This window comes from Streptomyces durocortorensis, from assembly GCF_016901035.1.
GTDB lineage: Bacteria > Actinomycetota > Actinomycetes > Streptomycetales > Streptomycetaceae > Streptomyces > Streptomyces durocortorensis.
This window is the reverse complement of sequence record NZ_JAFEUF010000073.1, coordinates 4,758-31,117: the sequence shown is the minus strand read 5'-3', so window position 1 is coordinate 31,117 and position 26,360 is coordinate 4,758. Positions and strand designations below refer to the sequence as shown.

The window sequence follows — 26,360 nt, the reverse complement described above, 5'->3', positions numbered from 1 at the left end:
GGCGCTGGCGGGGCTGGTGGGGGCGCTCAGCCGGCCTTCTTCCAGTCCTGGCATCCGCTGGACTTGAAGACCTCGCCCTTGTTGACGGTGACCCGTCCGCTGCCTTCCAGGTTGCCGTTGGCGATGATGGCGTCGAACTCCCCGCTGGAGTTCCTCGCCCGCTCCCAGTAGCACCCGAACGAGTCGCCGGGGCCACCCGTCCTGTACGTACCGGCGCGCATTTCCTCACCCACCAGGTATTCGCCGTCCCCGGCCACAGTGGTGGGCGGTCCCTTGGGCTTCGGCGGCTTCGGCGGCTTGGCAGTGACGGTGGCCGTCTTCGTGACGGTGATCTCCGGGCCGGGCACCTTCACCTCCTTGGTGACGGTGACCCTCGGGGTGGGACCGGCGTCCGAGGCCTCGGCCCGGGCCTCGTCGTCCGAGATGCCGATGCCGACCCCGAGGAAAAGGGCGACGGCCCCCACAGCTCCATGGGTCACCCATGCCTTGCCTCGCGACGGCTTCCGCGCGGCGGAGGACGCGGGCGAAGCCCCTGGCGGGGGCGCTCCCCAGGGCGTGGCGGGGCGGCCGGGCTGTTCCGGGTACCCACCGGGCATCCCCGGGTGCTGGTGCTGGGGCTCGTCGGGCTGTTGCGGGTTCATGCGTGTTCTCCAGGTCTTGGTGTTGCGACAAGGGGCGGGAGGCCGAGGGGACTCCTCGTCCACTGAGCCAGGCGGCGGACGGCAGGCCGGGAAGGGCGGCCTACTGGCCGCGGATCCGGCGCCCCGTCTCCGTGGCCGGGTAGAGGATGGCGTCGGCGACGCGCCCCCCGGAGTCCTTGACGCCACCGCTGAAGTTGAGTCGCCCGGAGGCGCCCGCCTTCGCCGCCACCCCGTCCCAATAGCGTGCGTCCCGCTCCCACCGGACGCCGGACAGCAGTCGGCTCAGCTGTTCGGAACCGAGCGCGTTCGACGGCTCGGCCCAGGGCGTCGTGTGGTGCACCGCGATGCCCAGCCCGGCGAGCACGGCCGGCGCGGTGACGGCGCTCCGCGCGAGGAAGTGGGCGCTGTGGTCGGAGATCAGGCCCGCGAGCAGCGGCGGCACGTACGCTTCCACCTGCTGGGCGTCCGACCCGGCGGGCAGCTCGTCCTCGTGCACGGTCTCCGCCGAGCGGGAGAGGCCACCGCGCCCGTAGATCGTCGTGATCACGAGGGCCCGGAGCGCGGAGAGGGTGATCACCTCGGGGTCGGTCTTTCCCACCTGGCGCTTGCTCGCGTTGACCAGCTTGGCGAATGACACGATCTTGTCGTCGATCTCGACCTTGACGGCGTCGGCGACGCGATGGGCGAGGCGCGTGGCGAAGTCCCGCTGGTCCATCGACATGGCCAGGTTCTTGGCCACCACGACGCCCTGCACGTTCCGGTCGTAGAAGATCTGCCGGGCGTCGGCCACGGACAGGTCCACGTACAGCTCGAAGGGGAGGCGTACGGCGGCGAGTTCGGCATACGTGAGGCCGAAGCGCTCCGGGTCGTCGTACAGCTCGTGCCAGGCGGTCGTCTGCGTCTCGCCGTCGATGGCGACGATCGAGGTGCCGGGCGCGAGGGTCAGGGTCCGCAGTCCGGTGCCCGCCACCAGTTCGTCGCTGAGGGCCGCGAGGGATCCCGCGTGCCAGAACGTGATGGGAGGGGTGGACCAGCCGGCGCCCAGCTCTCCCTTGACGCCGTCGGCGATGTACTCGGCGTACGAGCCGACGTTCTTCCCCTTCTGCGTGGACTTCAGCGCCCGCTGGACCATCGATCGCAGTTCGGCGTGGCGGCGCACGGCTCCGGACGCGGCCTTCAGCGTCTTCACGTCCTCTTCGCGGCGAGGCGACGGAACGAGCTGGACGAGCGTCGGTACGGACATCGTCCCGATCACGGGCAGACCTACGACACCACCTAACAAAGCCCTACTAGGTTCTGCCGCAAATTCTGGGAGTACAGGCGGTCCTTGTGGTCCCCGTACCACTCAGCGATGTTGCTGGCCGGTTCCCTGGTAGGCCACAAGGGGAGTGTTCCGCTTGAGCCAATTCGTCATCCGTACGGTGACACGCACCGGCACGGGGGCTAGGTCCTCCTGGTCCTGCCGCAACACGTGCGCCGCGTTGACCACACGGTAGTCCAGGACCGGGCCGAGCCCGTTGAACTCCTTCCGGGCGTCTTCCAGGACCGCAACGACCTCATCGCTGAGAACCCCAGTGCCCATAACTGCGATCACCAGGGTGACCTTCAGCCGGGCGTCATGCATGGCGGAGTTCACGCGGGCCACGATGGGGTCGAGGCGGTCGTTGAAGCGATCGTAACTACGCTGCTCGATGAGGCGAAGACCGTGTATGAACTTGTGGGCCGCGTCGGTGTTGAACTTGCCCTTCCCTTCATCGCTCCACTTTGCCTGTGCGAGCCAGACCTCCTGCGTGCCCTCGGTTACCGCCACGCCGTCGATGCCTTGGTCGAGTTCCCCGTCGATGACCGACAGGCAGGCAGTCCTGCGGTCGCATCCGGTGACGGCCCGGATCGCCGCAGCCGTTAGCGCGCGGGACATGAAGCGCTGCTCGTAGCCATGCTGGTCATACGACTTCAGGTCGTCGTCGTAGATGAGACCGGCATACTGCTTTAGCAACGCGGCCCGGATCTGATGCCGCCGGATCGGAGTCGTAGCGTTCCTGCGTTCTGTATCGTCCATGCCGTACCCCCTGAAGTGCCCAACTGGCCGGTTGACACATAGTAATAACTTCGTTGCACGAGCCGAAGAGCATCCCGCGCCCCAGGAGGGCCCTCTACGCTTGAGGACCGCCCCGTGTCCCCTCTCGGCATACTCGAACGTCGGCCTGGAAGTTCTTTGCTGCATTGGGTATGGGCGACCCCGACCGATCGACCCAGGAGCACCGCACGATGGCCAAAACCACCCAGCTCCGTACCTATACCGTGCGCGACGGCCTGCTGGACGAGTGGGTGGCAAGGTGGAAGACCGACATCGTGCCGCTGCGGATGGAGTTGGGGTTCACGATCGGTGGGGCCTGGGTCGACCGGGAGCGCAACCAGTTCGTGTGGCTGGTCTCATACGACGGCCCGGAGACGTTCGCGGAGCGCAACGCGATGTACTGGGCCTCGCCCGCCCGCAAGGCAATGGACCTCGATCCGGATCACTACCTCGTCAGCACCGACGACCGGACGGTGGAGGAGCAGTACTGAGTCGGCAGTCCGGCTACGCCCCCGCCACGGGCAGCAGGTGTCGTCGCCGTTCGTCCTCATCGAGGGTCCGAAAGACGCGCCCTCGGGCGTGGGCTTCGAGCTGGTCGTAGTCGGGGTCGGCGTGCCAGATACGAGCGGTTCCGTCGAAAGATGCGGTGAGCAGCCGGGCGCTGTCGCGGGACCATTCGACCGATGACACCTTGTCCTGGTGGACGCCTACGACGGCGACCTCCTCGAAGGTGTCGGCACGCCAGACACGTACAGTCCGGTCGTCCGAGCCGCTGGCGATGAAGCGGCCGTCAAGAGACCAGGCCACGCAACGGACCCGTCCCTCGTGGCCCTTGAGCACATCAAGACGGCGGCCCGTGTTGGCCTCCCACACCGCCACCGTCCAGTCGCCAGATGCGGTGGCGATCCGCTGTTCGTCCGGGGACCACGTCACGTCGTCCACATAATTGTCGTGGCCTCGCAGGACGGTGAACTCCCGGCTCTCCGCGACGTCCCAGAGGCGGCAGGTACGGTCGTCCGATGCGCTGGCGAGGAATCGTCCGCCGGGCGACCACGCGACGCGTCCCACCCAGTCCTGGTGGCCGGTGAGAGCGACGAGTTCGGTGCCGGTGTCCGTCTCCCGTACACGCACGGTGCCGTCGTGCCCGCCGGTGGCGATGCGGCGGCCGTCCGGAGACCAATCGCACGACTCGACGACCTCCCCCCGCTGCTCGACCAGCACCGTGCCGGTGTCATCCAGGATGCGAAAGAGACCGCCGTTCGTACTGAGCGCGAGCCGGCCGTCCTGGGGAACCGGGGACCATGCCACGCTCCAGACCCGGTCGTCGAGCCTCAGCGGTTCCCCTGCTGGGGCCCCGTCGCGGGAGGACCAGTGGCGTACGGTCGCGTCGTCGCAGGCGGTGGCGATCCGTAGTTCGTCGGCGGACCAAGCTGCCTGGTTCACCGGGCCTCGGTGGCCGTCGGCCGCGACGAACTCCGCTCCTCGTGGCCGTAGGTCCCACACGATCGCCGAACCGTCGGTCGAACTCGTGGCGAGCTGGGTGCCGGACGGCGACCAGGTCACGCCCCAGACCGTGTCGCTGTGGCCCCGCAGCACGACCAGCACCTTCGCGTCATGGGCGCTGACAAGGCGCACGGTGTGGTCCGAGGACGCAGAGGCGAGGATGCGGCTGTCCGGGGACCAGGCCAGGTTCCACACGTAGTCGGTGTGGCCGCGCAGCAGCAGCCGCAGTGCACCGGTCCCGGCGTCCCAGATGCGGGCCGTGTGGTCACCCGACCCTGTAGCGATCGAGAGGCCGTCCGGTGACCAGGCGACGCCCTCGACGAAGTCTGTATGACCTTCCAGGACCACGGCGGCCGTACCTGCGGCAAGGTCCCACACGCGGGCCGTCTGGTCGTGCGATGCCGAGGCGAGTCGGGTGCTGTCCGGCGACCAGGTGACGCCCCAGACATCGTCCCTGTGCCCCTCCAGGTCCTGTACGAGAGCCCCTGTCCCGGCCTCCCATACGCGTACGACACAGTCCTTCGAACTGGCTGCGACATACCGTCCGTCGGGCGACCAGGCCACCTGTCTCACGATGTCTGTAGGACCTGTCAGCAACCGGACCGGCTCGCCCGAGACGGCGTCCCAGATGCGTACGACACGTTCTCGCCCTGCGGTCACGACGTATGCGGAATCCGGCGACCATGCGACCGACTCGACCATCGCTCCGTCGGACGGCAGCACGAGCAGCGACTGTCCGGACCGGGCGTCCAGCACGCGGGCGCTACCGTCGCGTGACGCGGTGGCCAGTCGCCGGCCGTCCGGGGACCAGGCGATGTGCCGGACGGTATCCGTGTGCGCGTCCACTCGTGTACGCATATGGCTCGCCGCAAGCGCCGCCATGAGGCCGCGGCGGGCCGAAGGCGTGGGCGTGCATTCGCCGAGGGCTGCCAGGGACAGGAGTACGGCCCGCTCAGGATGCAATTCCGCGCTGCCGATCGCGTACTGGCCGATGCTGTCCGACACACGGCGGAGAAAGGCCAGATCGCGTAGCTGCGAGGATTGAACGAGCACGCGGACCGGCTCCGGGGCGATGCCGGATTCCTCCAGCGCTGTGAGCCTTCGCTTGGCCAGGGTGAGCCGATCCCCGGTGAGAAGGTAGTCGTCGCTCCGGCCGGAACGTTCCCAGTCTTCGGCCCACCGCTCCAGCTCGGCGCGCTCACGCAGTTGTTCCACACGGGACTCAACCTCCTGGCGCAGCGGAGCCCACTGGCGGAACAGCGCCTCGTGCGTCACCTGCGCGTATGGCGCCTCCTGGCCGGTGGCTCCGCCGTCGGCCACGTCTGACACCAACAGACGCGCATCGACGAAGGCGTCGACGACGCGCCGTTCCCGCTCGTTGAGCGCGGATAGAGGGACACGCTTTCGGGCCACCCCCTCTCCCTGGACCGTGACGAACTTGAGGAGGACACACAGGACGAATGCGATCCCGTCGGCCTGGTCGAGTTGGGACACCGTGTGGTCCGCCTGCCGTGCGATGGCACCCGCCACCCCGCCGAGATCTCGGTACAGCTCTTCGGTGACCACCCCGCCGGGGCCGGAGGCGAAGTAGAGCTCTTGGAGGAGATAGGCGAGCAGTGGCAGGGCGTCATCCGTGCCGGCGTCTTCGATAATTCTGTCGACGACGCCCGGTGCGAAGGATAGGTCCACCAGCGCGCCGGGGCGTTCCACGATCTGCGCGAACTGGGTCCTTCCGAGTGCGCCGACGGTAACGGGGTGCTGGCAGATCTCAGCTTGTCCCGTGGCCAGGATCCTGCCGAGGAAGTCCACCCGGAGGGTGGCCAATACGCGGACACTCGCGTCCTGCTCCACGCAGAGGCAAAGTGCGTCGAGGAACTGGGCACGCTCCCGATCTCCGGCGAGGGTGATGACCTCTTCGAGCTGATCCACCACCAGCAACACGCGCCGAAACCGGCCGCCGCGCAGGCGGGCCAGTTCGGTCCGCAGCGCGGCCGGGCCCTGCCGCAGCCGGCGTAGGACCGCACTCGCGGATTCTTGCTCTCCGCCTGCGGACGCGGTGGCCGCGGCCATCGCACCCAGGGGATTCGTCCCCGGGGAAAACGCGGGCACCAGTGTCCATCGGCGACCCCGTAACCGGGGCATCACGCCAGCTCTGACCAGTGAGGACTTTCCGCTTCCGGAAGCGCCGACAAGCACCAGGAACCGGTCGGTCGGCCTGTCCGGCAAAGTGTGCAACCTGCGCGTCAACTCGGTGGCCAGGACATCCCGGCCGAAGTACACGGCCGCCTCGTCCTCCGCAAAGGCATCCAGCCCGGGGTAGGGAACTCTGGCACGCGGCCAGTCAACCCGCGGCGGCGCCGGATTCTCGAGCCGGTACACAACAACCTGGCCCACCACCATCGCGACGACGAGCAAACCGATGGCGGGGACAGATGCCTGCTGGATGGCCTGCAACAGCCACGGAGCTTCGTCGACGCCAGTGGCGTAATTCGTGACGATACCGAGCAAACTAGCGACCAGTACCAGCATCACCTGAAGCGCGAGCTGCAGGCGCTGCCTCATGACGCACCGACGGTTGGTCCGTCATCGCTCCGCAGCACTGTGTGCCCCCCTCTAATGTTCCCCAACCATCTTGAGCCTTGCAGTAGTCGATCTCAACAATGCGCGACACAACAAGCCATGCGCGTGGTCAAGGCTGCCTGGTTCGAGCCGGAGGCCCCCCTGAGATCCCAGGGGGCGGCGGTCGCCTTCGGCGACGAGACCAACTGAGGACTCGACAAGAGCTTCCGGTCCAACCTGGACCGCAGCGCCCGTCGAGCGGCCTGGCGGATGATCCGCCGCGACGAGGGCGTGGACGCGTAGTCGCCCCTTACGCAGGAAGGCCCCGCCGCGTGCCGTACGGGCGATGCGGTGGGGCCTGTCATTCGTCTCGGTGCCTCAGTCGGCGGCCAGTCGCACGAACGTCGCCCACGCCGTGGTCCCCACAGACACCTGAGGGCCCGCCGTCACCTTCGAGTCCCTTATATGAACCTGCGCAGCCAGTGCGGCAACCTCCAGGCATTCACCGCCCTCACCACTGCTGTAACTGCTTTTGAACCATGCCGACTCGGGCACGGCCTGCGGCCTCTTCCGACTCATCGCTTCTCTCCCAGGAGTCCCTCGACGAAGGCCAGAGATTCCGGCGGAGCCAGCGCCTGAGCCCGAAGCAGCCCGTACTGCTCGTAGAAATCCCTCACCACCGTGAGTTCGGTATGCAAACGGCTGTCCCGCTGGACCTCAACGTAGGCCATCCTTCGCCCGTCGTGCTTCTCGATCAAGTTGAACGGTCCGGCGAGGCCGCAGTGCTCTGCGCGGTCAGTGGGCATGACCTGCAACTCCACGTTGCGTCGCCGCGCGTGGAGAACGATCTGTTCAAGCTGGCCACGCAGCACCGGCCAGCCGCCGATCGGCCTGCGCAGGGCGGACTCCTCAATCACAAAGCTGAGTGTCGGCATCGGCTTCCGCTCGAAGATCTTCTGTCGAGCCATGCGGGCGGCAACTCGCTGCTCCACCGTCTCGTCATCGAGGAGCGGACGTCGCATGGTGAACACGGCCCGCGCGTACTCCTCGGTCTGCAATAGGCCAGGGACAGCCAGAGCGGCGTAGACATGAAGTGAGGCCGCCACGGCCTCTAACCTTGCCGCATCCCGGAAGAACGCCGGATACTGCGCCCGCGCCACCTCCTCCTTCAACGCCAGCAGCAACCCACCCGCGTCCAGCACCGGATCCGCCTGGTCGATGAACCCCGGCTGCGGGATCCGCCGTCCCTGCTCGAAGGACGCGACCGACTGCGCCGCGTACCCCACCCGGTTACCGAACTCCGTCCGATCCAGCCCCGCCCGCAGCCGTAACAGCTTCAACTGCCGACCGAACGCGACCATCACCCCCGACCCCGGCTCGTCCTCAGGCCGTCCCCCGGCCTCCGGCCCCACCGCGCTCCCCGAACCCGCCTCGTCGTCCCGCGCCGCCATCATCACCTGTCCCACGTGCGTACACACCGCGCACCGTCGCGTACAACCACCTCGCGACGGCGCGTCACCCCTGGTCACGCTACGCCACGAGTCGTCACCGTGGAGGCATGACCAGCAACCCGTCACCCCTCCCCGTCCGTATCCTGCGCCCCACCCAACCCCACTTCACCTGGCACCACTTCACGATGCTCTTCAGCTCCACGCCACGCGGTGCCCGCCTCGCCCGGTACCTGGCCGGCGAGCGGCTCGACACGTGGGGCGTCCCGTACGGGAGTGACGCCCACGACGCGTTGACGCTGATCGTGGCGGAGCTCAGCGCCAACGCCGTCAGCCACGGACTCGTACCGGGACGCGACTTCCGCCTCCGCGTTTCCGCCGAGGGCGTGACTGTACGTGTGGAGGTCACCGACACCCGTGGCGAACGCCTCCCCGCCTTCACCGAGCCCTCCGCCGACGACCAGGAAGGCGGCCGGGGTCTGCTCCTCGTGGCCGCCCTGGCCGACAACTGGGGCTGGTTCGCCCGAACCAACAGCCCCGGCAAGACCGTCTGGGCCTCCCTCGACGTACGCCGGCTCTGACCCGGCGCCGGAACTCGTGCGTGTACTGCCGGCAGAGCGACCCGATTCGCGAAGTAGCCGTAGGCGTAGAGTCGGCGCGAGCGCCGCCCAGGGGCGGCAGTTGCTTCATGGGTGAGGTGTTTGATGAGCAGGTTGCTGGATTGCGACGAGTTTGGCTGGTCGGCAAGCTACCGGCTGCTCACTCTGTACGACACCACCATGGGTGCGGAACAGTTCTACGACGACGCGGACCGAACGAAGTGGCTACTCCCGGGCCCGGGCGTGGTGTTCCTGCAGACCCCCCGGGAGGTGGGCACGGTGAGAATGCGGCTGGAGTCGTGGTCGGCCGAACCGCCGCCGTCGCCCGGCCACTGGGCAGGGTGGGAAGAGGTCGAGGTCAGCTTCCCCGACGGCCACCTAGGTATACAGACGGTGGCTTCCGGGGGTAGGGACACTGACTTGGTGCTGCCGTCGCCGGGCATGTACCGGACGCGGTGGCAGTGGGCGTTCAACCCGGACGCCGGTCCCTTCACCTCTCCCTTGGACGGCTCCTTCGGTCAACCGCTCGACAATCCCGGCGGACACGAAGACGCTCTGAACGGGGCTGATCAGTTCATCCTGGTGCAGATGTGGCCTGACGCCGCAGCCTGAATCGCAGCTTCGCCGCTGGGACGGGGGCTGTCCGCGCGCAGGCGCACGTGCGCTTACCGGGTCGACTCTGTCCCCGAGTTCTCGGCCCCTCGTCTGGCTCCCTCTCCGCATCCTCGTTGGACTGCCGGACCTTCAAAGTAGCGCGGCCGTCACCGTGTACCTGATCACGGACCCTCCCTCTAACCGATCTCCACCACCCGCGCCCACGCCGGAGGCTGATCCGGAACGTAGTCGGGGTCGTCCTCGCTCCAGGATCCGCGTCGGCGTTCCCTCGGGAACAGGCCGATGACCGTTCGGCACGCCGGCTGCGTGCTCGGCCACGGTGTCTGGCCGTCCGTCAGGACGACGATGGCGTCGGGGCGGGGATGGGACCGGAGCGCCTTGGCGAAGCCCGTACGCAGGTCCGTGCCGCCACCGCCCACCAGCGGGATGCCCTCGGCCTGGCACAGCGGGTGGACCACCCGGGTAGCCGCGTCGCAGGCGAGGACGGTGACCAGGTCGCGTCGGCCGCCCACCGCGCGGGAGATGGCGGCGACTTCGAGGAGGGCGCTGCCCAGTTCGGCGTCGCTGACCGAGCCGGAGGTGTCGATGACGACGGAGACCCGGGGCGGTCTGCGGCGGAGGCTCGGCAGAACGACGCCGGGCAGGCCGGTGGAGCGGCGCGAGGGCCGCCCGTACGTGTAGTCCTCCCCCGCGCCGGGGCCCGAGGCGGCCGAGCGGACGGCGGCGCCCAGCAACTCCCGCCAGGGCTGCGGCGGATGGAACGCCTCCTCCGCCCACCGCTTCCAGCCCTTCGAGGCGTTGCCCGGCCGGCCGGTGATGCCCTGCGCCACCCGGAAGCGGACCGCGTCCTGTTCCTGCGCGCTGAGCCCGTGTGCGCCGTCCGGCCCCAACTCCCATTCCCTTTCCCGCCCGTCGGCTCCGCTTCCGCAGTCCAGCCAGGCGGCGTCCTGGGTACGCGGGCCGAGACGGAACTGGTACAGGTAGTCCTCCATCAGCTCGCCGGGCTGCAGGTGCAGCGTCGACGGGTAGACGGCGCCCTTCGGCCGGGCCAGGCCGTCGCCGTACACGTCGTCGTTGATCTCGCAGTCGGCGGCGATGTTCATCCGCAGCCGCTCCCCCGGGCCGGTCAACCCGCGCTGCCGGGCGACGCGGTCGCTGCGCCCGTGGTGGTCGCGCAGGAGGTGCGACACCTCGTGGACCCAGACCCCGGCCAGTTCCTCGACCGGGGTGCGGGCGACGAAGGACGGGGAGACGTAGCAGCGCCAGTACCGGTCGACGGCCATGGTCGGGACCTCCCGCGACTCCACGGTGTGCAGGGCGAACAGCGCGGTGGCCAGGTAGGGGCGGGCCCGGGCGGCCTGGAGGCGGGCCGCGAAGAGTTTGTCCAGGTCGAGTGCGCTCGACGCGTCGTCCGTCGTCGTCATCGGCCCGCCTTCGCCCCGACGCGGGCCACCCGGTCCGCCGCCCGGTCCGCCCGCTGGGACAGGGAGACCACGCCGGCGAGGTGCTCGATGGCCGCCGGTACGTCCCAGTCCTCCTGGCGCAGCGAGGCGAGGGTGGTGGCGGGAACGACCACCAGGTCGGGGGCCCCGGTCTCCAGCGCCCGGACGAGCAGCGCCCACGCCGTGTCCCAGCGGGCCCGGTCCGGGCGGGTACGGACCGCCGCGACGACCCCGTCCAGCGCGGCCTGCCGGAGATCGCCGCGCTCGGGCAGGACGGCGCTCTCCGGGTCGGCGAGGAGGTCCTCGGGGTCCGGAAGGTCCATCCGGTCCAGGCTCGCCAGCAGTTCAAGGCCCGGACCGTCCCCCACCGTGCCCCTGACCAGCAGGGACAGCACCTCCCTGGAGGATCCGGCGGCGGTCGCGAAGGCGATCAGGCTCAGCGTCATGTCCCAGCTGCGCGGCGACGGCCACGGACCGCCCCGGCGTGTCTCCGTGGTGGGCAGCCGGTGGACGAGCGTGGGGCGGGCGGAGAGCAGCCCGCACACCGCGCGCCGGGCGAAGTCCACGGCCTCGGGCAGCTTTTCGGGGTCGAGGCGGGGCAGCGTCGCACGCGGCCAGGTGCCGGCGAGTCCGCGGACGACGACCTCATGGTCGTGGGCCCATTGGAGGTGGACGAAACGGTTGGCGAGCGGCGGGCTCAGCTCCCAGCCGTCGGCCGCCGACGAACGCGGGTTGGCCGCCGCCACGATCCTTACTCCGGGCGGGAGTTGCAGCGCACCGATCCGCCGTTCCAGTACGAGACGCAGCAGCGCGGCCTGGACGGCGGGCGGTGCGGTGGAGAGTTCGTCGAGGAACAGCAGGCCCCTTCCCGCCCGTACGAGGCGAACGGCCCAGTCCGGCGGGGCCATCGGCACGCCCTGTTCGGCGGGGTCGTCGCCGACGATGGGCAGCCCGGAGAAGTCGGACGGCTCGTGCACGCTGGCGATGACGGTGGTGAGCGGCAGGTCCAGGGAGGCGGCGAGCTGGGTGAGGGCCGCGGTCTTGCCGATCCCCGGCTCGCCCCACAGCAGGACGGGCAGGTCGGCGGAGACCGCCAGGGTCAGCGCCTCCAGTTGTGTGTCGGGGCGCGGCTCGGTGGTGGTGTCGCGGAGCAGGCTCATCAGTGTTTCGGCGACGGCGAGTTGGGGGGTGGGAGCGGAGTCCGTGAGCGCGGAGGACGGGGTGTTCGTGAGCATGGGTGATCACCTGGGGGTGTGCGAGGGGGCGGATGGGCAGGAAGAGGAACAGGAAGAAGGTCAGCAGGGCAGGGGCGCTGCCGTGAGGCGCGCGGGTGCGGTCCCTGGGTGCCGTGGGCCCCGGGCTGGGTGCCCGCGGCCCGGGATCAGCCGACGGTTGTGCGGCGTGTGCGTCGGGCCCGGCGCGGGCGGGGATCGACGAGGTGGCGGGGATCCGAGCGGTGACGGATGGGGCCGGGCCCGAGCAGGTCGGCCCGGAACAGGCCGTAGGTGATCCGCCGTTGGGCGGCGGCCTCCAGTTCGTCCCGCAGAGGGCCGTCGCGCAGCACCGCCTCGGGGCCGAGCAGCCCCTCGACGACGGCCAGGGCGCCGGCGATGTCCCCGTGGTCGAGACGTTCACGGACTCCGGTGAGGCAGTCCGGCCTTCGGTGCGCCTCGTCGATGGCCTGGAGGCAGGGCAGCGGAGTGCCGGTCAGGGCGACCAGCAGTTCTTCGCGCCGGATCTCGGCCGGGTCATGGTCCAGCGGGGCGAGGGCACCGTCGACCAGGCCGATCCGGTGCCGCGCTCCCCGGCATTCCACCAGGCGCACCGCTCCGGCCCGGTCGCCGGTACGTGAACGGGCCGGAGCCGAGGCCTGAGCCGACGACGGGAGGCCCGGCACGAGGGCCCGCGCGACCAGCGGGTGCAGCCGGCCGGCGTCGATCGCACCGGTACGAAGCAGGTCGAGGTCGGGCAGCACCCAGGTGGCCGCGTCCGGCAACACCGGTGCTGTGGACGGACCCGGGTCGGGCAGCAGCGCCGCGATCCGCGGGACGGGCGTGCTCCGGCCGTCCTGGTCCGCGTCGGCCTCCACACGCAGAAGGAGCCGACGCCGGCCACCCAGCCGCACGCTCACCGTTCCGCCCGGCCCCTGCCCCTCGGCCCGGAGCAGGGTCGCCGCCTCCGCCGCCCACCGGTCGAGGGCGCAGCGGCGGTCGGACGGGAGGGTGTCCCGCAGGTCGAGGTCGGCCACATCTACGGCATGGGCGGTCGACCGGTCGTCAAGGCCGCAGCGGATCCGCAACTCGTCGGTCCTGCGCGTATCCCACAGATGGCGGTGCAGGTCGAGACGGTAGCGCCGGTTCGGATGCGGGTGAGGGTGGCGTCGGGCGGAGGGCTCGGTGTGCGAGCCGTCCCACAGTGCGAGGCTGATCCGTTGCCCGGCGTCCGCCCAGGCGGGCGGGGTCCGGACGACCAGGTGCAGAGGGCGTGGCCCGTCGCGCTCCGGGGGGTCGTAACGGGCCAGGGCGGCGGTCAGCCCCGGGCGCAGCAGCCCGTGCGGGGCGATCCTCGGCAGATGCCAGCGCAGCAGGTCGGGAGCCAGATGGCGAAGGTCCGCCCGGATGCGGGCGGCGAATTCCCGGCCGTGGCTGCGGGCCACGGACCGGAGCTGGAGATCGACGTCGACGCCTGATGCGGCGCACGCTCCTGCCCAGTCCCCGGTCTCACGGCGGGCGGTCGCAGTCTCGATCATCGATGCCGGCACGGCGAACTCGCGCACGCGCGGCCAGAAGGACGGAGAAGACGGAGAGGGTGGGGAGGACGGATGGGAGGGAAAAGGCGGGTGGGAATCCCGGTTCGCGGTCGAAGTGAGCATCAGCACTCACCTTGCGCGGACGGGGCCCCCAATCTGTTCATGGAGGGAGTCATCGCGGGGAGCTTAGCTCCGGCCCCCGAGATCTGCCAGAGCTTTTCCCGCAACGGGAGACGGCTCGATGCGGGCAGGCACCCACATCGCCCCTGAGCAGCACTAACGAGCCACTCCGCTGACCGGAACAAGACGGCTCGTCCCTCGCCGCGCGCCCGCGGTGGACCTGGAACACCCCCACCGGCCAGACTCGTCCCAACCACGTCGTGGTCGGCCACCTGCACGTCGACCGCATCCGCACACGCCCGGGGGAACGGTGTCACCACAGGCGATCGCCGGTCGGTACGAACTGCTGGAAGGGCTCGACAGCGGCGGCATGGGCGATGTGTGGCGCGGCTACGACGCCGTGCTCGACCGGCCCGTCGCCGTGAAGCTGATCCGACAGCAGGCCGTTCTCGGCTCGCCGCAGCTGGCCGAGGAGTTCGCGAAGCGCTTCCGTCGCGAGGCCCCGTATCACCGCGAAGATCCGGCATCCCGGAGTGCCGCAGGTGTACGACGCGGTACTGGACGACAGTTACGAGCGGCTGTTCCTGGTGATGGAGCTGGTCGACGGGGTCGCCCTGTCCTCGTACATCCACCCGGAACGTCCGCTGCCGGTCAGCTGGGCGGTCGCCGTCGCCGCGCAGGTCGCCACGGTGCTGTCGTACGCGCACGAGGTGCCGGTCATCCACCGCGATCTGAAGCCGGGCAATATTCTGGTCGCCCGGGACGGGACCGTGAAGGTCCTGGACTTCGGGATCGCGGCGATCCTGCGGAGCGATGTCACCAAGCTGACCGCCACCGGCACCCCGATCGGGACCTACCAGTACATGGCGCCGGAACAGGTGCGGGGCGGACGCACGAGCACGCAGACCGACCTGTACGCGCTCGGCTGCATCCTCCATGAACTCCTGTGCGGAGGCCTGCTGTTCACGGGTGGCAGTGAGTACGTGGTGATGTCCCAGCACGTCAACGCGGCGCCCACCCCGCTGCGGGCGCTGCGACCCGAGGTTCCCGCAGCTCTTGAGGACCTCGTGCTGCATCTGCTGCTCAAGGCGCCGGAGTCCCGGCCCGCCGATGTGCAGGAGGTGTACGAGCGGCTGCGGCCCTTCCTGCCGCCTCCCGGGCAGAAGCCCTCGCCCGGTGAGGCGCACTGGGACGGCGCGCCCGACCCGACCGGAATCTTCCGCAACCCGTACGCGCCGCGCGCCCGCGCCGGTGAAGGCAGCCGTCCCACGCCGACCGCCGTGGGCCCGGGTGTCCCGGCCGCCGCGCCCGCCCCCGTACCGGAACAGCTGCGCGCGGAGATCGAGGAGGCCTACCAGCACTCCGACGCCCTGCTGGAGGAGGAGCGGTACGCCCAGGCCGCCGAGGTCCTCGGAGAGCTGATCGAGCCCGCCGGCCGCGCCCTGGGCGAGGAGAACAGGAAGGTGCTGGACCTGCGGCGGCAGCGGGCCGCGATCCAGCTGCTCGGCGGGGACTTCAGGGCCGCCCTGCCCGAGTTCGAGGCTCTTGCCGAAGCCTACGGACGGACCGGCGGGCCCACCGGGGAGCGGGCGCGCGGCGGCCGCGCGCAGGCGGCCCGGTGCCGGGGCGAGCTCGGGCAGGTAACCGACGCGCTGGCCTCGCTGCGCAGCGTGCTGGATGTCGTCCGGGCCGTCGACGGCGATGTGAGCGACGAGGCGGTCGAGCTGCGGCGCGACATCGGGATGCTGCTGCTCGCCCAGGGGCTGGCGGCCGAGGCCGAGCGGATCCTGACACCTCTGTACGACGATCTGTGTCTGGTGTTCGGCTCCGAGGACGAGATGACGGAGGAGGTCGCCGAGGCGCTGGCTCTGATACGTCTCAACCTCGACGGGGCAGCGGGCTGACCGCCGGTCCACTGCCGTTCAGCACCCGTGCCCGTACAAAGCTCCCTCGCGCCGGCCCCGTGCGCCGGGGCTGTTCCCCTACGTCCTGTCGCCCCGTTCCGCCCGCACCACGGGAGAGTCCGCCCATGCCCCACCTCGCGTTCGACATCGGTTTCTGTTCGCAGCTCGCCAAGCTTCAAGGGACCGTCAAACAAGGAGTGTTCGACGCCTGGGAGAAGTTCGAGCGGCTCACTCTCGACCAGTTGTTCAAGGACCCGGGGCTGAAGCTCGAATCGCTGAAGCGGGGCCGCGATCCACACATCCGGACGATCCGCATCGACCAGGGGACGCGGGGCGTGGTGCTCGCGCCCGACAGCGGTGACACGTACGTGCTGCTCCGGGTGATGCCGCACGACAAGGCGATCGACTGGGCGATCAAGCAGAAGGCGAGCGTCAACACCGTCACCCGGGCGGTGGAGATCCGGGACATCGCCATGCTGGACGAACTCACACCCGCCTACGAGCGGATCGCTCCGGCTGCCGATCAGCGGCTGTTCGCGAAGGTGTCCGACGGAGACCTCGCGGCGCTGGGCATCGACGAGACCACGCTGCGTCAGGCCCGCGCACTGACCGATGTGGAGCAGCTGGAGGTCTTCGCCCCCTACTTCCCGCAGGACCAACGCGAGGTCCTGGAGTACCTGGCGGCGGGGTTCAGCGTGGAGGAGGTGTGGCGGGACGTCGTCTCCGTCAGCCTCGCCCAGGTCTCGCCGGGTGACGCTCCTGTGGACACGGACGACTTCGCCACGGCCATCCACCGCACCCGTACCCGCATCGCGCTGGTGACCGCGTCCGAGGAGTTGCGGGACATTCTGAACAAGCCGTTCGCCGCCTGGCGGGTGTTCCTCCACCCCTCCCAGCACCGGATCGCCTACCGGGCTTCGTACTCCGGCCCTGCGCAGGTCACCGGTGGCCCGGGCACGGGGAAGACCGTCGTCGCGCTGCATCGTGTGCGGCATCTGCTGGGGCACCTGCGCGATGGCGATCGCGTCCTGCTGACCACGTACACGAACGCGCTCGTGGCGGCGCTGCGCAGCGGGCTTGCCGCCCTGGTGGAGGACGAGGCCCTGCGCGACCGCGTCGACATCATGACCGTCGACGCGTTCGCGGGGCGTGTCGTGTCCACCTCGCGCCGCCCGCTGCGAGGCGGCGAGGAAGAACCGCGGTGGGGGCAGGCTGCGCGGGCGACCGGATTTCCGGGGACGGGACAGTTTCTGGCTCAGGAGTACAAGCACGTCGTCCTGGCGCAGAATCTGCGCACCCTGGAGGAGTACGAGAACTGTGAGCGGCGGGGCCGCGGCAGCGCCCTGCCCATCGCATCGCGCGCATTGGTGTGGCGCACGATCGAGGAGTTCACCGGTCGGCTGACCGCCGACGGGCTGCGCACCTACCTCGGTACCTGTGCGGAGGCGGCGGATCTGCTGGAGTCCGGCGGCCCGCGCTATCGGCACGTCGTCGTGGACGAGGCGCAGGACCTTCACCCCGTGCAGTGGCGGTTGCTGCGGGCGGCCGCCCCGTCCCGCCCGGACGATCTGTTCATCGCGGGCGATCCTCACCAGCGGATCTACGACTCGAAGGTGTCGCTGAAGGCCGTCGGGGTGAGGGTCGCGGGGCGGTCGACGAAGATGCGCAAGAACTATCGCTCCACGCACGAGATCCTCAGTTGGTCGACGGCGCTGCTGGTCGGGCGGCCCTTCGAACAGCTCGCCGATGACGCGCGGAACGAGACCCTGCTGGGCTACCGCTCGTCCCTCCACGGCACACGGCCCGAGATGCTCGGGGCCGCATCGGAGGCGGCGGAACTGGACGGACTCGTGGAGCGGGTGCGCGGCTGGCTCGACAGCGGAATCGCCGCGGGCGAGATCGGGGTCAGCGCCCGGTTCAACAAGAACGGCGACAAAGCGGTGGAGCGGCTCAGGGAGGCCGGCATTTCTGCGGCTCGTCTGCGGGGCGACACCGTCGCGGATGCAGATGCCGTCCAGGTCGGCACCATGCATGCCTTCAAGGGGCTGGAGTTCCGGTGTGTCGCGGTCATCGGTGCGAGCGTCGGCGCCCTCCCGTTCCCCAGGGCGGTGACACCGGTCGAGGTCGACCGCCTTCAGCACGCCGCCGATCTGCTGGCGGAACGCTGCCTGCTCTTCGTGGCATGCACACGGGCTCGGGACGACTTGTACGTGTCGTGGACCGGGGAGCCCAGCGCCTTCCTGGTGGAAGCCGGGGTGTGAGCAGCGAGGGTCTCGCCTCACCATCCCCTGACGTCCCTCCCTGGTCCCCTCAATCCCCGATCTCCTGAGTCCCGTTGGCATCCACACCCCCCGCAGTAACAGACCGTCTTCCGCTGCGCACCATGCGTAGTTAGGCTCCGTCTGGCACGGCTTCCGCTCAGAAGAACACCCCGCACCGCAGCAGTACGTTCGCGTACGGCCGTGCCTCCCCCGTACGTACCACCAGGCGGGCCGTCGCCGTCAGCGCCTTCAGATCGTCGTGCGGGACCGACTCCAGCCAGGGGAAGTGGGTGTCGAGAAGCGCCGCGGCCTCCGGGTTGGTGTCGCGGATCTCCTCGGCGGCCGTCGCGCCCTCGACGACCAGCTCGTCGAGCAGTCCGTCCAGTACCTCGGCGAACGACGGGGTACCGGCGCGGAAGGCCAGGTCGACGACGCGGGGGCCGGACGGTATCGGCATGCCGGCGTCGCAGATCAGGACGGTGTCGCCGTGGCCGAGTTCGGCGATCGCGCCCGCCAGGTGGCGGTTGAGGATGCCCGACTTCTTCACAGCGCGTCGACCTCCTCCAGCGTCGGGAAGGACTCCTGCGCCCCGCGCGCCGTGACCGCCGCCGCACCCACCCTGACCGCGAAGGCCGCCGCCTCCCGGAGGTCGTCGCCCCGGCCCAGTCGCCAGGCCAGGGCTGCCGTGAACGCGTCCCCCGCACCGGTGGTGTCCACGGCCTCGACCTTCGGGCTGACCAGGTGGTCCAGGGAGTCCGTACGGCTGTCCGCGACCAGGGCCCCGGCGGCGCCCAGGGTGATGACGACCGAGCGCGGGCCCAGCGCGAGGAGCGCCGGGGCCCAGTCGTGCGGCCCCTCCCCCGCGTCCTCGCCCAGGATGTACCGCGCCTCGTGCTCGTTGACCACCAGCGGATCGCAGGCGGCGAGCACCTCGTCGGGCAGCGGGGCGGGCGGCGACGGGTTGAGGACGAGCCGAGTGTCCGGCCCCCGGCCCCGTACCGTCTCGGCCACCGTGTCCAGCGGGATCTCCAGCTGTACGGAGATCACCCGGGCGGCGGCCAGCAACGGTGCCGCCGCCCGGACGTCCTCGGGCATGAGGCGGCCGTTGGCCCCCGGGGAGACCACGATGCTGTTGTCGCCCGAAGGGTCGACGGTGATCAGGGCGACGCCCGTGGGGGCCCCGCCGACCAGGACGCCGTCCGTGTCCACGCCCGCCGCGCGCTGGGTGTCCAGCAGGAGACGTCCGTGGTCGTCGTCGCCGACCCGGGCGAGCAGGGCCGTCCTGGCGCCGAGGCGGGCTGCGGCCAGCGACTGGTTGGCGCCCTTGCCGCCGGGGTGGACGGCCAGGTCGGAGCCGAGGACCGTCTCGCCGGGGGCGGGGCGGCGCTCGACGCCGATCACCAGGTCGGCGTTGGCCGACCCGACGACCAGCAGGTCGTACCCGTCGTCGGGGGCGTTGTCGTGCATGGGCGTGCTTCCTGCTTTCGTCGGTCCGGGTTCGACAGTCCGGTGTGCGGGGCGGATTCAGGAGAAGTCGGCGACATTCTCCCGGGTGACCACCTTCACCGGCACCTTCACCGTGCTCTCGACCTTCTCGTCCTTGGCCGCCTTGACCGCGTTCTGCACCGCGATCTTCCCGAGTTCGGCGGGCTGTTGGGCGACCGACGCGTAGAGCGTGCCGGCCTCGACCGCCTTCAGGCCGTCGGGGGTGCCGTCGAAGCCGACGACCGAGACGGACTTACCGGCCTTGCTGCCGAGCGCCTTGGCCGCGCCGAGGGCCATCTCGTCGTTCTCGGCGAAGACGCCGGTGACGCCGGGGTGCGACTGGATGAGGTTCGTCATGACGTCCAGGCCCTTGGTGCGGTCGAAGTCCGCGGGCTGCTTGGCGACCACCTTGATGTCCGGGTACGCCTTCAGCCCCTCGGCGAAGCCGGCCCCGCGCTCACGGCTGGCGGAGGTGCCCGCCGTGCCCTGGAGGATGACGATGCTGCCCTTGCCGCCGAGCTTGTCGGCCAGCGCGTCGGCGGCGAGCTTGCCGCCCGCCACGTTGTCGGAGGCGACGAGGGTTGCGGTGTCGGCCTTGTTGACGCCTCGGTCGGCGGCGATCACGGGGATGTCCGCCTTGTTGGCGCTGCGGACGCCCGGTCCGACGGCGTCCGAGTCCACCGGGTTGACGATGATCGAGGAGACGCCGGAACTGGTGAAGTTCTGGAGCTGGTTGGCCTGCTGGGAGGCGTCGTTCTGGGCGTCGGTGACGGTGAGGTCGATGCCCGCCTTCTCCGCTTCCGCCTGCGCGCCTTCCTTCATCTGGACGAAGAAGGGGTTGTTGAGCGTGGAGAGGGACATGCCGACCTTCGTCGTGCCGCCGGAAGAACCGGAGTTGAAGAAGGAGACCGCGCCGATGACGAGGGCCGCGCAGAGCGCCGCGCCGCCGAGCTTGAGCGCGTTCCTGCGCCCGGACCCGGGTGCGCCGGGCGCCGCGCCCGCCGAGGAGGCCGCGCCCGAACCGGCCTTGCGGCGCAGCGTGTCGAGCAGGACGGCGAGGGCGATGACGACGCCGATGACGACCTGCTGCCAGAACGCCGAGACGGAGAGGAGGTTGAGGCCGTTGCGGAGAACAGCGAGGATGAGAGCGCCGATCAGGGTGCCGGACGCCTTGCCGACACCGCCGGCCAGGCTGGCGCCCCCGATGACGACGGCGGCGATGGCGTCGAGTTCGTACCCCTGGGCGGCCTGCGGCTGGGCGGAGACGAGGCGCGAGGCCAGGACGATGCCCGCGACGGCGGCGAAGAGGCCGGACAGGGCGTAGATGACGATCTTCTGGCGCTTGACGCGGAGACCGGAGAGCCGGGCCGCCTCCTCGTTGCCGCCGATCGCGTACATCGAACGGCCGATGAAGGTGCGGCCGAGGATCAGTGCGGTGATCAGGCCCATCGCGATCATCACGAGGACCGGTACGGGGAGCCAGCCGCCGAGCGTGTCACCGAGCCGCGAGACGGAGTCGGGGAAGGCGATCGGGCTGCCCTGCGAGATGACGAGGGAGAGACCGCGGGCGATCGAGAGCATCGCCAACGTCGCGATGAACGGCGGGAGTTTGCCGTAAGAGATCAAGGCGCCGTTCACGAAGCCGCAGGCGATGCCGGTGACGATCGCGAGGACGACGGCCAGGACGACCGGTACGCCCGCCGAGGTCGCCGACCAGGCGAGGACCGTCGCGGACAGGGCGGCCACCGAGCCGACGGACAGGTCGATGCCCGCCGAGACGATGACGAAGGTGACGCCGAACGCGAGGATGGCGGTGACGGCCGCCTGGACGCCGACGTTGAGCAGGTTCTGGGTGGTGAGGAAGTCGCCGGAGAGCAGCGACATCGCCACCACCAGGACGACCAGGGCGCTCAGCGCTCCGTTGTCGAGCAGGACGCGGCGTATCACGGAGGTGCCCCCTGCGCCCGTGCCGCTCTTGAGTGTCTCAGTGGCCACGGGGGCCCTCCTCTTCGTTCTTCGGTGCGGGGTGTTCGTGGGGCGGCGGGGCGGAGACCGCGAGGGCCATCACCGCGTCCTGGGTGGCCTCGCCGGCGGGGAGTTCCCCGGCGATGCGCCCCTGCGCCATGACCAGCACGCGGTCGCTCATGCCGAGCACCTCGGGCAGATCGCTGGAGATCATCAGGACGGCGTGGCCGGAGGCGGTCAGTTCGTTGATCAGCTGGTAGATCTCGACCTTGGCGCCGACGTCGATGCCCCGGGTGGGTTCGTCGAGGATGAGGACCCGGGTGTCGGCCAGCAGCCATTTGCCGATGACGACCTTCTGCTGGTTGCCACCGGACAGGGTGCGCACGTGCTGGCCGATGCCGGACATGCGGACGCCGAGCTGCTGCGCGATGCGGGCGGCGGCGGCGCGCTGGCCCTTGAGGTCGACGAGCCCGGAGCGGGTGGCGGACCGCAGGGTGACCAGGCCCAGGTTCTCCTGCACGGAGGCGTCGAGCACCAGCCCCTGCCCCTTGCGGTCCTCCGGTACGAGGCCTATCCCGGCACTCATGGCGGCGGGGACGTCGTGCCGGGCGAGGCGTTCGCCGCGTACGTCGACGGTGCCGGCGTCGTACGGGTCGGCGCCGAAGACGGCGCGCGCCACCTCCGTACGCCCTGCGCCGACGAGTCCGGCGAGGCCGACGACCTCGCCGGCGTGCACGTCGAAGCTGATGTCGTGGAAGACGCCGTTACGGGTCAGCCCCCGCACGGACAGCAACGCATCGCCCGTGTCGGGGCGTTCGCGCGGATACTGCTGCTCGATGCTGCGGCCGACCATGAGCTGGACGAGTTCGTCCTCGGGTGTGGAGGCCGGGACCTGATCGATGCTGCGGCCGTCGCGGAGGACGGTGACGCGGTCGCCGAGTGCGGCGATCTCCTCCAGGTGGTGGGTGATGAAGACGATCCCGACGCCGTCCTCGCGGAGTTGGCGGACGATCGCGAAGAGCTTGTCCACCTCCTCGGAGGTGAGCACGGCGGTCGGCTCGTCCATGATCAGGACGCGGGCGTCCAGGCTGAGCGCCTTGGCGATCTCGACCATCTGGAGCCGGGCGATGCCCAGTTCACGCACCTTGGCGTCGGGGCGTACGTCGACGCCGACCCGGCGCAGCAGCTCTGCCGCGTCCTGGCGCATCCGGCGGTGGTCGACGAGCCCGTAGCGGCGCGGCTGCCGGCCCAGGAAGATGTTCTCGGCGACGGTGAGGTCGGGGACGAGGTTGAACTCCTGGTAGATCGTGGCGATCCCGAGGCGTTCGGCGTCCTGCGCGCCGTCGATGCGCACCTCGCGCCCCTCGGCGAGGATGCGGCCGTGGTCGGGGCGGTAGGCGCCGGAGAGCATCTTGATGAGGGTGCTCTTGCCCGCGCCGTTCTCACCGAGCAGGACGTGGACCTCGCCCCTGCGGAGGTCGAAGTCGACGTTGTCGAGCGCCACGACGCCGGGGAAGGTCTTGCGCAGACCCTCGATGCGCAGCAACGCGTCGGGCGCGGTGGTCGGTTGCTCCTCCGGTGCGGTCACCGGTCGCTCCTCTGGTCGGTTGCGGCCCCGCCGCACGAGCGGCGTACGACGAGGCGGGCGGGCAGGGTGACGGACTGCGGGGTCCGTCCTTCGATCCGGTCGGCCAGTGCGCGCACGGCGGCCCGCGCGAGGTCGGCGGTCGGCTGGGCGATGGCGGTGATCGGGGGGTCGGTGTGGACGAACCACGGGATGTCGTCGAAGGCGGCGAGCGCGATGTCGTCGGGTACGCGCAGACCGTGGGCCCTGATGGCGTCCAGCGCGCCGAGCGCCATCAGGTTGTCGGCGGCGAACACGACCTCGGGCGGCTCGGGGAGGGCCAGGAAGCGTTCGGTGGCCCGGCGTCCGCTGGCGGCCTGGAAGTGGGCCTGCCCGATATGGGCGTCGGGCAGGGCGAGGCCGAGCTCCCGCATCGCGTCCCGGAACGCCTCGACGCGCTCGTTGCCGGTGGTGGTGGCGGCGGGCCCGGCGATGATGGCGAGCCTGCGGTGACCCAGCCGGTGCAGATGCGCGACGAGGTCCTTGACCGCGCCCGTACCGTCGGCCCGGACGACGGGCACGTCGATGCCGGGGATCCAGCGGTCGGCGAAGACCATCGGCGTACCGCTCAGGGCGACCTCCCGCAGCAACGGGGAGCCGCCGTCGGCGGGCGAGACGAGGAGCCCGTCGATCCTGCGGTCGATGAGCGTGCGGATGTGGTGGTCCTGGAGCTCGGGCCGCTCGTCGGCGTTGCCGATGATGACGCTGTAGCCGAGCGCGCGGGCCTCCTCCTCGACGAAGCGGGCCAGCTCGGTGAAGTACGGGTTGAGCACGTCGCTGATGACCAGGCCGAGCGTGCGGGTCTGCGCGGTGCGCAGCGAGCGGGCCACCGCGTTGGGGCGGTAGCCGAGCGCCTCGACGGCGGCGAGGACACGGGCGCGCGCCTCTTCGCTGACGGACGGATGGCTGTTCAGCACGCGCGAGACCGTCGCGACGGACACACCCGCCTCGGCCGCGACATCTTTGATGCCCGCCATGTCCGGACCACCTCCTTGTGGTTTCCGTACACCTCGAAACCGTTGGGCAGCCCTGTCCCGCGACGCCGTGGAATCGATTACACGGATGATTGGAATCGATTCCATGGCCGAAAGCAAGCCCCTCCCCCGCGTCCGAGACCTGATCGTGACGGAGGCCTCGGGAGGGAGCGTCGGCGGCGTCGAAGTGAGTACGGGGTTGCGGTCGGCTGAGTCATCCGGCTCACGCCCGGCGGCGGGGAACCGGCGAGGATCGGGGCATGAACTCTCGTACCTACGACGCGCTCTACGGACCGCCCCGGATCGCCCCTGCGCCCCGGCGCCCCGGTGTGGTGTTCCTTTCCGCGGTGCTGTGGCTGCTCACGTCGCTGTCCGTGTCCTGGCTGTGCACCCTGGTCGGGATCGCGGCACTGTGGGGTGCGGCGGCGGGCGAGCCGGTCGGCGGCCTCCTGCTGGGATGCTCCGTGGTCCTGTGCGGTGGCGTGGGCGTGTTCGTCGCGATCTGCCGGGCCCCGGCGGTGCGGCGTATGTCCGGTGACGTGCGCAGCCTGCTGCTGGGAGCCCTGGCCTGCCCGGTGCCCCTGGTCCTGGCGACGGCTGCGTGGTTCTCCGTCGGCTGACCGATTCCGCGGCGCCCGCCGCCCATCGGATCACGCCACCGGCTCGGCCCGGCAAAGCAAAAGACCCCACATCGAGTGGGGTCTTGCTGGTGTCCGAGGGGGGACTTGAACCCCCACGCCCGATAAAGGGCACTAGCACCTCAAGCTAGCGCGTCTGCCATTCCGCCACCCGGACAAGGTGTCTGCCGTTCGCGGTGTGTTTCCCGCGGCGACATGGAAAACAATACCAGGGGTTCGGCGCGTCCTTCACCCGCATATCCGGTGGTCAGTGCGGTGCGGCGGGCCGGTGGGGCCTCGGCTTCCGTGGTCCGCGCAGGTCGCGGGACTACCTTCGCGTCCATGAGTGATCGCGGCTACCGCCGGCCCCGTCCGCTGTCCCCCCTGCGCGAGCATCTGCGCGACACGTTCTGGTTCGCCCCGACCCTGGGGTTCGTCTGTGTGTTCGTGCTGTGGTTCCTCGCCACCGAACTCGACGAGGCGATCGTCCGGCTGTTCCAGCGGGAGGGGGCGTACGACGAGCTGGGGGATCTCATCGGGTTCTCCCAGGACACGAAGACCGTGGTGACCACGGTCAGCTCGGCGATGATGACCTTCATCGGTGTCGTCTTCAGCATCTCGCTGGTCGCGGTCCAGATGGCCAGCGGTCAGCTCACCCCCCGCGTGGTCCGGATCTTCGTCAGGAGCCGGATCAGCAAGCTCACCATGACGGTGTTCCTGGCGACGTTCCTCGTGTCGCTGCTGGTGCTCTCCTCGTACGAGAGCGAGACCGACCCGCGCCGGGTGGTGTCGGTCCCGCTGGTGCAGAGTCTGCTCATTCTGGTGCTCGTCGGGACGAGTCTGCTGCTCTTCGTCGTCTACGTCAGCTCGACACTGCGCCTGATGCAGGTGGGGCCGGTCGTCGACCGGATCGCGCGGGACTCGTTCCAGGTGCTCGGCAGGATGCCGCGGGGGCCGCAGGGGGACGACGAGGTGGGGCCCGAGACGGCGCGCGTCGTGTACGAGGGGCGCGCCGGGGTGCTGCGGGACGTGAACACGGCGCGGCTGGTGCGGGCCGCGCGGCGGCAGGGCGTGGTGCTGCGGATCATCCCCAGGATCGGGGACTTCGTGGTGCCGGGGACGCCGGTGCTCGCCGTCCACGGCGGGACCGTGCCGCCCCGGGTCCGGCTGGGGCACGCCGTCTCCGTCTCGGTGGAGCGCACCCTGCACCAGGATCTGGCGTTCGGGCTGCGTCAGCTCGCGGACATCGCGCTGCGGGCCCTGTCGACGTCCGTGAACGATCCGACGACCGCAGTGCAGTGCCTGGACCGGATCGTGCAGCTCCTCGCGGCGGTGGCCCGTCTGCCGCTCGGCACCGTCCACCATCGGGACCGGGCCGGGCAGATACGGCTGGTGCAGGAGGGACCGGGGTGGGACGACCTCGTCGACCTCGCCTTCGAGGAGATCCGCTGGTGTGTCGCCGGCAGTCCTCAGGTGTCGAGGCGGCTCATGGCGGGGCTCGACGATCTGCTGCTGCTCGTTCCCGAGGAGCGGAGGAAGTCGCTGGTCCGGCATCGTGCGCTGCTCGTCGAGACGGTGGAGCGGAACGTACCGGTGGCCGCCGACCGCGCGTTCGCCCTGCTTCCGGACCGGCAGGGCATCGGGTAGGCGGATCGGGGAGAAGCGTGAGCGGTGCGGCCCCGGGCCCCCCGGCGAAACCCCGGGGGCCCGGCCCCCCCCCCCCGGGCCCCCCCGCCCCCCCCCCCGCGCGCCGGGGGTGTGAGAGGGACAGAAGGGG

General features: G+C 70.4%; 20 protein-coding genes, 1 tRNA gene and 1 pseudogene. 7 read left to right on the top strand and 15 right to left on the bottom strand.

The window, feature by feature from the left end:
• Positions 1 to 26 precede the first annotated feature (26 nt).
• The 3 genes from JS521_RS16370 to JS521_RS16360 form a co-directional block, all read right to left on the bottom strand.
• Entirely contained in the window at positions 27 to 479 is a 453-nt protein-coding gene (locus JS521_RS16370; protein ID WP_205083725.1) for an Rv1352/Rv1906c domain-containing protein, read from the bottom strand.
• Positions 480 to 741: 262 nt separating this feature from the next.
• Positions 742 to 1,884, bottom strand: a complete 1,143-nt coding sequence (locus JS521_RS16365; protein WP_239487366.1) for a DNA sulfur modification protein DndB — start codon at positions 1,882 to 1,884, stop codon at positions 742 to 744.
• 102 nt (positions 1,885 to 1,986) lie between these two features.
• Complete coding sequence (locus JS521_RS16360; RefSeq protein ID WP_205083724.1) at positions 1,987 to 2,700, bottom strand: hypothetical protein; 714 nt, start codon at positions 2,698 to 2,700, stop codon at positions 1,987 to 1,989.
• A 209-nt stretch (positions 2,701 to 2,909) separates the two neighbouring features.
• Here JS521_RS16360 and JS521_RS16355 point away from each other — a divergent pair, with 209 nt between their 5' ends.
• On the top strand, positions 2,910 to 3,209 hold the full coding sequence (locus tag JS521_RS16355) for an NIPSNAP family protein (protein WP_205083723.1): 300 nt from the start codon (positions 2,910 to 2,912) through the stop codon (positions 3,207 to 3,209).
• A gap of 13 nt (positions 3,210 to 3,222) precedes the next feature.
• On the opposite strand, the gene JS521_RS16350 is transcribed toward JS521_RS16355, so the two are convergent.
• From JS521_RS16350 to JS521_RS16340, 3 genes are all read right to left on the bottom strand, one after another.
• A complete protein-coding gene (locus JS521_RS16350; RefSeq protein WP_443732180.1) occupies positions 3,223 to 6,621 on the bottom strand; it encodes an nSTAND1 domain-containing NTPase in 3,399 nt (1,132 codons plus the stop codon).
• A 537-nt stretch (positions 6,622 to 7,158) separates the two neighbouring features.
• Positions 7,159 to 7,359 (bottom strand): DUF397 domain-containing protein, encoded by a 201-nt coding sequence (locus tag JS521_RS16345; protein ID WP_205083722.1) that lies wholly within the window; start codon positions 7,357 to 7,359, stop codon positions 7,159 to 7,161.
• The gene (locus JS521_RS16340) at positions 7,356 to 8,231 is read right to left on the bottom strand and encodes a helix-turn-helix domain-containing protein (RefSeq protein ID WP_205083726.1); all 876 of its coding nucleotides are present in this window, start codon (positions 8,229 to 8,231) and stop codon (positions 7,356 to 7,358) included. Before JS521_RS16340 ends, JS521_RS16345 begins: the two co-directional genes overlap by 4 nt.
• 107 nt (positions 8,232 to 8,338) lie before the next feature.
• Here JS521_RS16340 and JS521_RS16335 point away from each other — a divergent pair, with 107 nt between their 5' ends.
• Positions 8,339 to 8,809 carry an ATP-binding protein gene (locus JS521_RS16335; RefSeq protein ID WP_205083721.1) on the top strand — a complete coding sequence of 157 codons (471 nt, stop codon included), beginning with the start codon at positions 8,339 to 8,341 and terminating at the stop codon, positions 8,807 to 8,809.
• Positions 8,810 to 8,932: 123 nt separating this feature from the next.
• Entirely contained in the window at positions 8,933 to 9,439 is a 507-nt protein-coding gene (locus JS521_RS16330; RefSeq protein WP_239487364.1) for a hypothetical protein, read from the top strand.
• A 179-nt stretch (positions 9,440 to 9,618) separates the two neighbouring features.
• Here the strand turns inward: JS521_RS16330 and JS521_RS16325 are convergent, their stop codons facing one another.
• From JS521_RS16325 to JS521_RS16315, 3 genes are all read right to left on the bottom strand, one after another.
• Positions 9,619 to 10,866, bottom strand: a complete 1,248-nt coding sequence (locus JS521_RS16325; protein WP_205083719.1) for a vWA domain-containing protein — start codon at positions 10,864 to 10,866, stop codon at positions 9,619 to 9,621.
• Complete coding sequence (locus JS521_RS16320; RefSeq protein ID WP_205083718.1) at positions 10,863 to 12,119, bottom strand: AAA family ATPase; 1,257 nt, start codon at positions 12,117 to 12,119, stop codon at positions 10,863 to 10,865. Before JS521_RS16320 ends, JS521_RS16325 begins: the two co-directional genes overlap by 4 nt.
• A gap of 146 nt (positions 12,120 to 12,265) precedes the next feature.
• On the bottom strand, positions 12,266 to 13,756 hold the full coding sequence (locus tag JS521_RS16315; protein ID WP_205083717.1) for a hypothetical protein: 1,491 nt from the start codon (positions 13,754 to 13,756) through the stop codon (positions 12,266 to 12,268).
• 367 nt (positions 13,757 to 14,123) lie between these two features.
• Between JS521_RS16315 and JS521_RS16310 the strand changes: the two are divergent.
• Positions 14,124 to 15,657 (top strand): annotated as a pseudogene (locus tag JS521_RS16310) (protein kinase domain-containing protein).
• 125 nt (positions 15,658 to 15,782) lie between these two features.
• Positions 15,783 to 17,918, top strand: a complete 2,136-nt coding sequence (locus tag JS521_RS16305; protein WP_205083716.1) for a UvrD-helicase domain-containing protein — start codon at positions 15,783 to 15,785, stop codon at positions 17,916 to 17,918.
• A 157-nt stretch (positions 17,919 to 18,075) separates the two neighbouring features.
• On the opposite strand, the gene rbsD is transcribed toward JS521_RS16305, so the two are convergent.
• Genes rbsD through JS521_RS16280 form a run of 5 tightly spaced genes read right to left on the bottom strand, consistent with a single transcriptional unit; the run spans position 18,076 to position 23,969 of the window.
• A complete protein-coding gene (gene rbsD / locus JS521_RS16300) occupies positions 18,076 to 18,465 on the bottom strand; it encodes a D-ribose pyranase (RefSeq protein WP_205083715.1) in 390 nt (129 codons plus the stop codon).
• Entirely contained in the window at positions 18,462 to 19,385 is a 924-nt protein-coding gene (locus JS521_RS16295) for a ribokinase (protein WP_205083714.1), read from the bottom strand. The genes rbsD and JS521_RS16295 overlap by 4 nt, the downstream gene beginning before the upstream one ends.
• Before the next feature lie 57 nt (positions 19,386 to 19,442).
• Complete coding sequence (locus JS521_RS16290; protein ID WP_205083713.1) at positions 19,443 to 21,398, bottom strand: ABC transporter permease/substrate-binding protein; 1,956 nt, start codon at positions 21,396 to 21,398, stop codon at positions 19,443 to 19,445.
• Positions 21,388 to 22,956 (bottom strand): sugar ABC transporter ATP-binding protein, encoded by a 1,569-nt coding sequence (locus JS521_RS16285; protein ID WP_205083712.1) that lies wholly within the window; start codon positions 22,954 to 22,956, stop codon positions 21,388 to 21,390. Before JS521_RS16285 ends, JS521_RS16290 begins: the two co-directional genes overlap by 11 nt.
• On the bottom strand, positions 22,953 to 23,969 hold the full coding sequence (locus JS521_RS16280; RefSeq protein WP_205083711.1) for a LacI family DNA-binding transcriptional regulator: 1,017 nt from the start codon (positions 23,967 to 23,969) through the stop codon (positions 22,953 to 22,955). Before JS521_RS16280 ends, JS521_RS16285 begins: the two co-directional genes overlap by 4 nt.
• A 257-nt stretch (positions 23,970 to 24,226) precedes the next feature.
• Here JS521_RS16280 and JS521_RS16275 point away from each other — a divergent pair, with 257 nt between their 5' ends.
• Positions 24,227 to 24,586 carry a hypothetical protein gene (locus JS521_RS16275; RefSeq protein WP_205083710.1) on the top strand — a complete coding sequence of 120 codons (360 nt, stop codon included), beginning with the start codon at positions 24,227 to 24,229 and terminating at the stop codon, positions 24,584 to 24,586.
• 87 nt (positions 24,587 to 24,673) lie between these two features.
• Here JS521_RS16275 and JS521_RS16270 read toward each other — a convergent pair.
• Positions 24,674 to 24,761, bottom strand: a tRNA-Leu gene (locus JS521_RS16270).
• 164 nt (positions 24,762 to 24,925) lie between these two features.
• Here JS521_RS16270 and JS521_RS16265 point away from each other — a divergent pair.
• The gene (locus tag JS521_RS16265) at positions 24,926 to 26,230 is read left to right on the top strand and encodes a DUF2254 domain-containing protein (RefSeq protein ID WP_205083709.1); all 1,305 of its coding nucleotides are present in this window, start codon (positions 24,926 to 24,928) and stop codon (positions 26,228 to 26,230) included.
• Positions 26,231 to 26,360 lie beyond the last annotated feature (130 nt).

What these genes read in the sequence shown, in the direction of transcription:
- JS521_RS16365 (WP_239487366.1), bottom strand. Translation starts at nt 1,884, where the DNA reads ATGTCCGTACCGACGCTCGTCCAGCTCGTTCCGTCGCCTCGCCGCGAA.
- JS521_RS16360 (WP_205083724.1), bottom strand. Translation starts at nt 2,700, where the DNA reads ATGGACGATACAGAACGCAGGAACGCTACGACTCCGATCCGGCGGCAT.
- JS521_RS16355 (WP_205083723.1), top strand. Translation starts at nt 2,910, where the DNA reads ATGGCCAAAACCACCCAGCTCCGTACCTATACCGTGCGCGACGGCCTG.
- JS521_RS16350 (WP_443732180.1), bottom strand. Translation starts at nt 6,621, where the DNA reads ATGGTGGTGGGCCAGGTTGTTGTGTACCGGCTCGAGAATCCGGCGCCG.
- JS521_RS16345 (WP_205083722.1), bottom strand. Translation starts at nt 7,359, where the DNA reads ATGAGTCGGAAGAGGCCGCAGGCCGTGCCCGAGTCGGCATGGTTCAAA.
- JS521_RS16340 (WP_205083726.1), bottom strand. Translation starts at nt 8,231, where the DNA reads ATGGCGGCGCGGGACGACGAGGCGGGTTCGGGGAGCGCGGTGGGGCCG.
- JS521_RS16335 (WP_205083721.1), top strand. Translation starts at nt 8,339, where the DNA reads ATGACCAGCAACCCGTCACCCCTCCCCGTCCGTATCCTGCGCCCCACC.
- JS521_RS16330 (WP_239487364.1), top strand. Translation starts at nt 8,933, where the DNA reads ATGAGCAGGTTGCTGGATTGCGACGAGTTTGGCTGGTCGGCAAGCTAC.
- JS521_RS16325 (WP_205083719.1), bottom strand. Translation starts at nt 10,866, where the DNA reads ATGACGACGACGGACGACGCGTCGAGCGCACTCGACCTGGACAAACTC.
- JS521_RS16320 (WP_205083718.1), bottom strand. Translation starts at nt 12,119, where the DNA reads ATGCTCACGAACACCCCGTCCTCCGCGCTCACGGACTCCGCTCCCACC.
- JS521_RS16315 (WP_205083717.1), bottom strand. Translation starts at nt 13,756, where the DNA reads ATGCTCACTTCGACCGCGAACCGGGATTCCCACCCGCCTTTTCCCTCC.
- JS521_RS16305 (WP_205083716.1), top strand. Translation starts at nt 15,783, where the DNA reads ATGCCCCACCTCGCGTTCGACATCGGTTTCTGTTCGCAGCTCGCCAAG.
- JS521_RS16295 (WP_205083714.1), bottom strand. Translation starts at nt 19,385, where the DNA reads ATGCACGACAACGCCCCCGACGACGGGTACGACCTGCTGGTCGTCGGG.
- JS521_RS16280 (WP_205083711.1), bottom strand. Translation starts at nt 23,969, where the DNA reads ATGGCGGGCATCAAAGATGTCGCGGCCGAGGCGGGTGTGTCCGTCGCG.
- JS521_RS16275 (WP_205083710.1), top strand. Translation starts at nt 24,227, where the DNA reads ATGAACTCTCGTACCTACGACGCGCTCTACGGACCGCCCCGGATCGCC.
- JS521_RS16265 (WP_205083709.1), top strand. Translation starts at nt 24,926, where the DNA reads ATGAGTGATCGCGGCTACCGCCGGCCCCGTCCGCTGTCCCCCCTGCGC.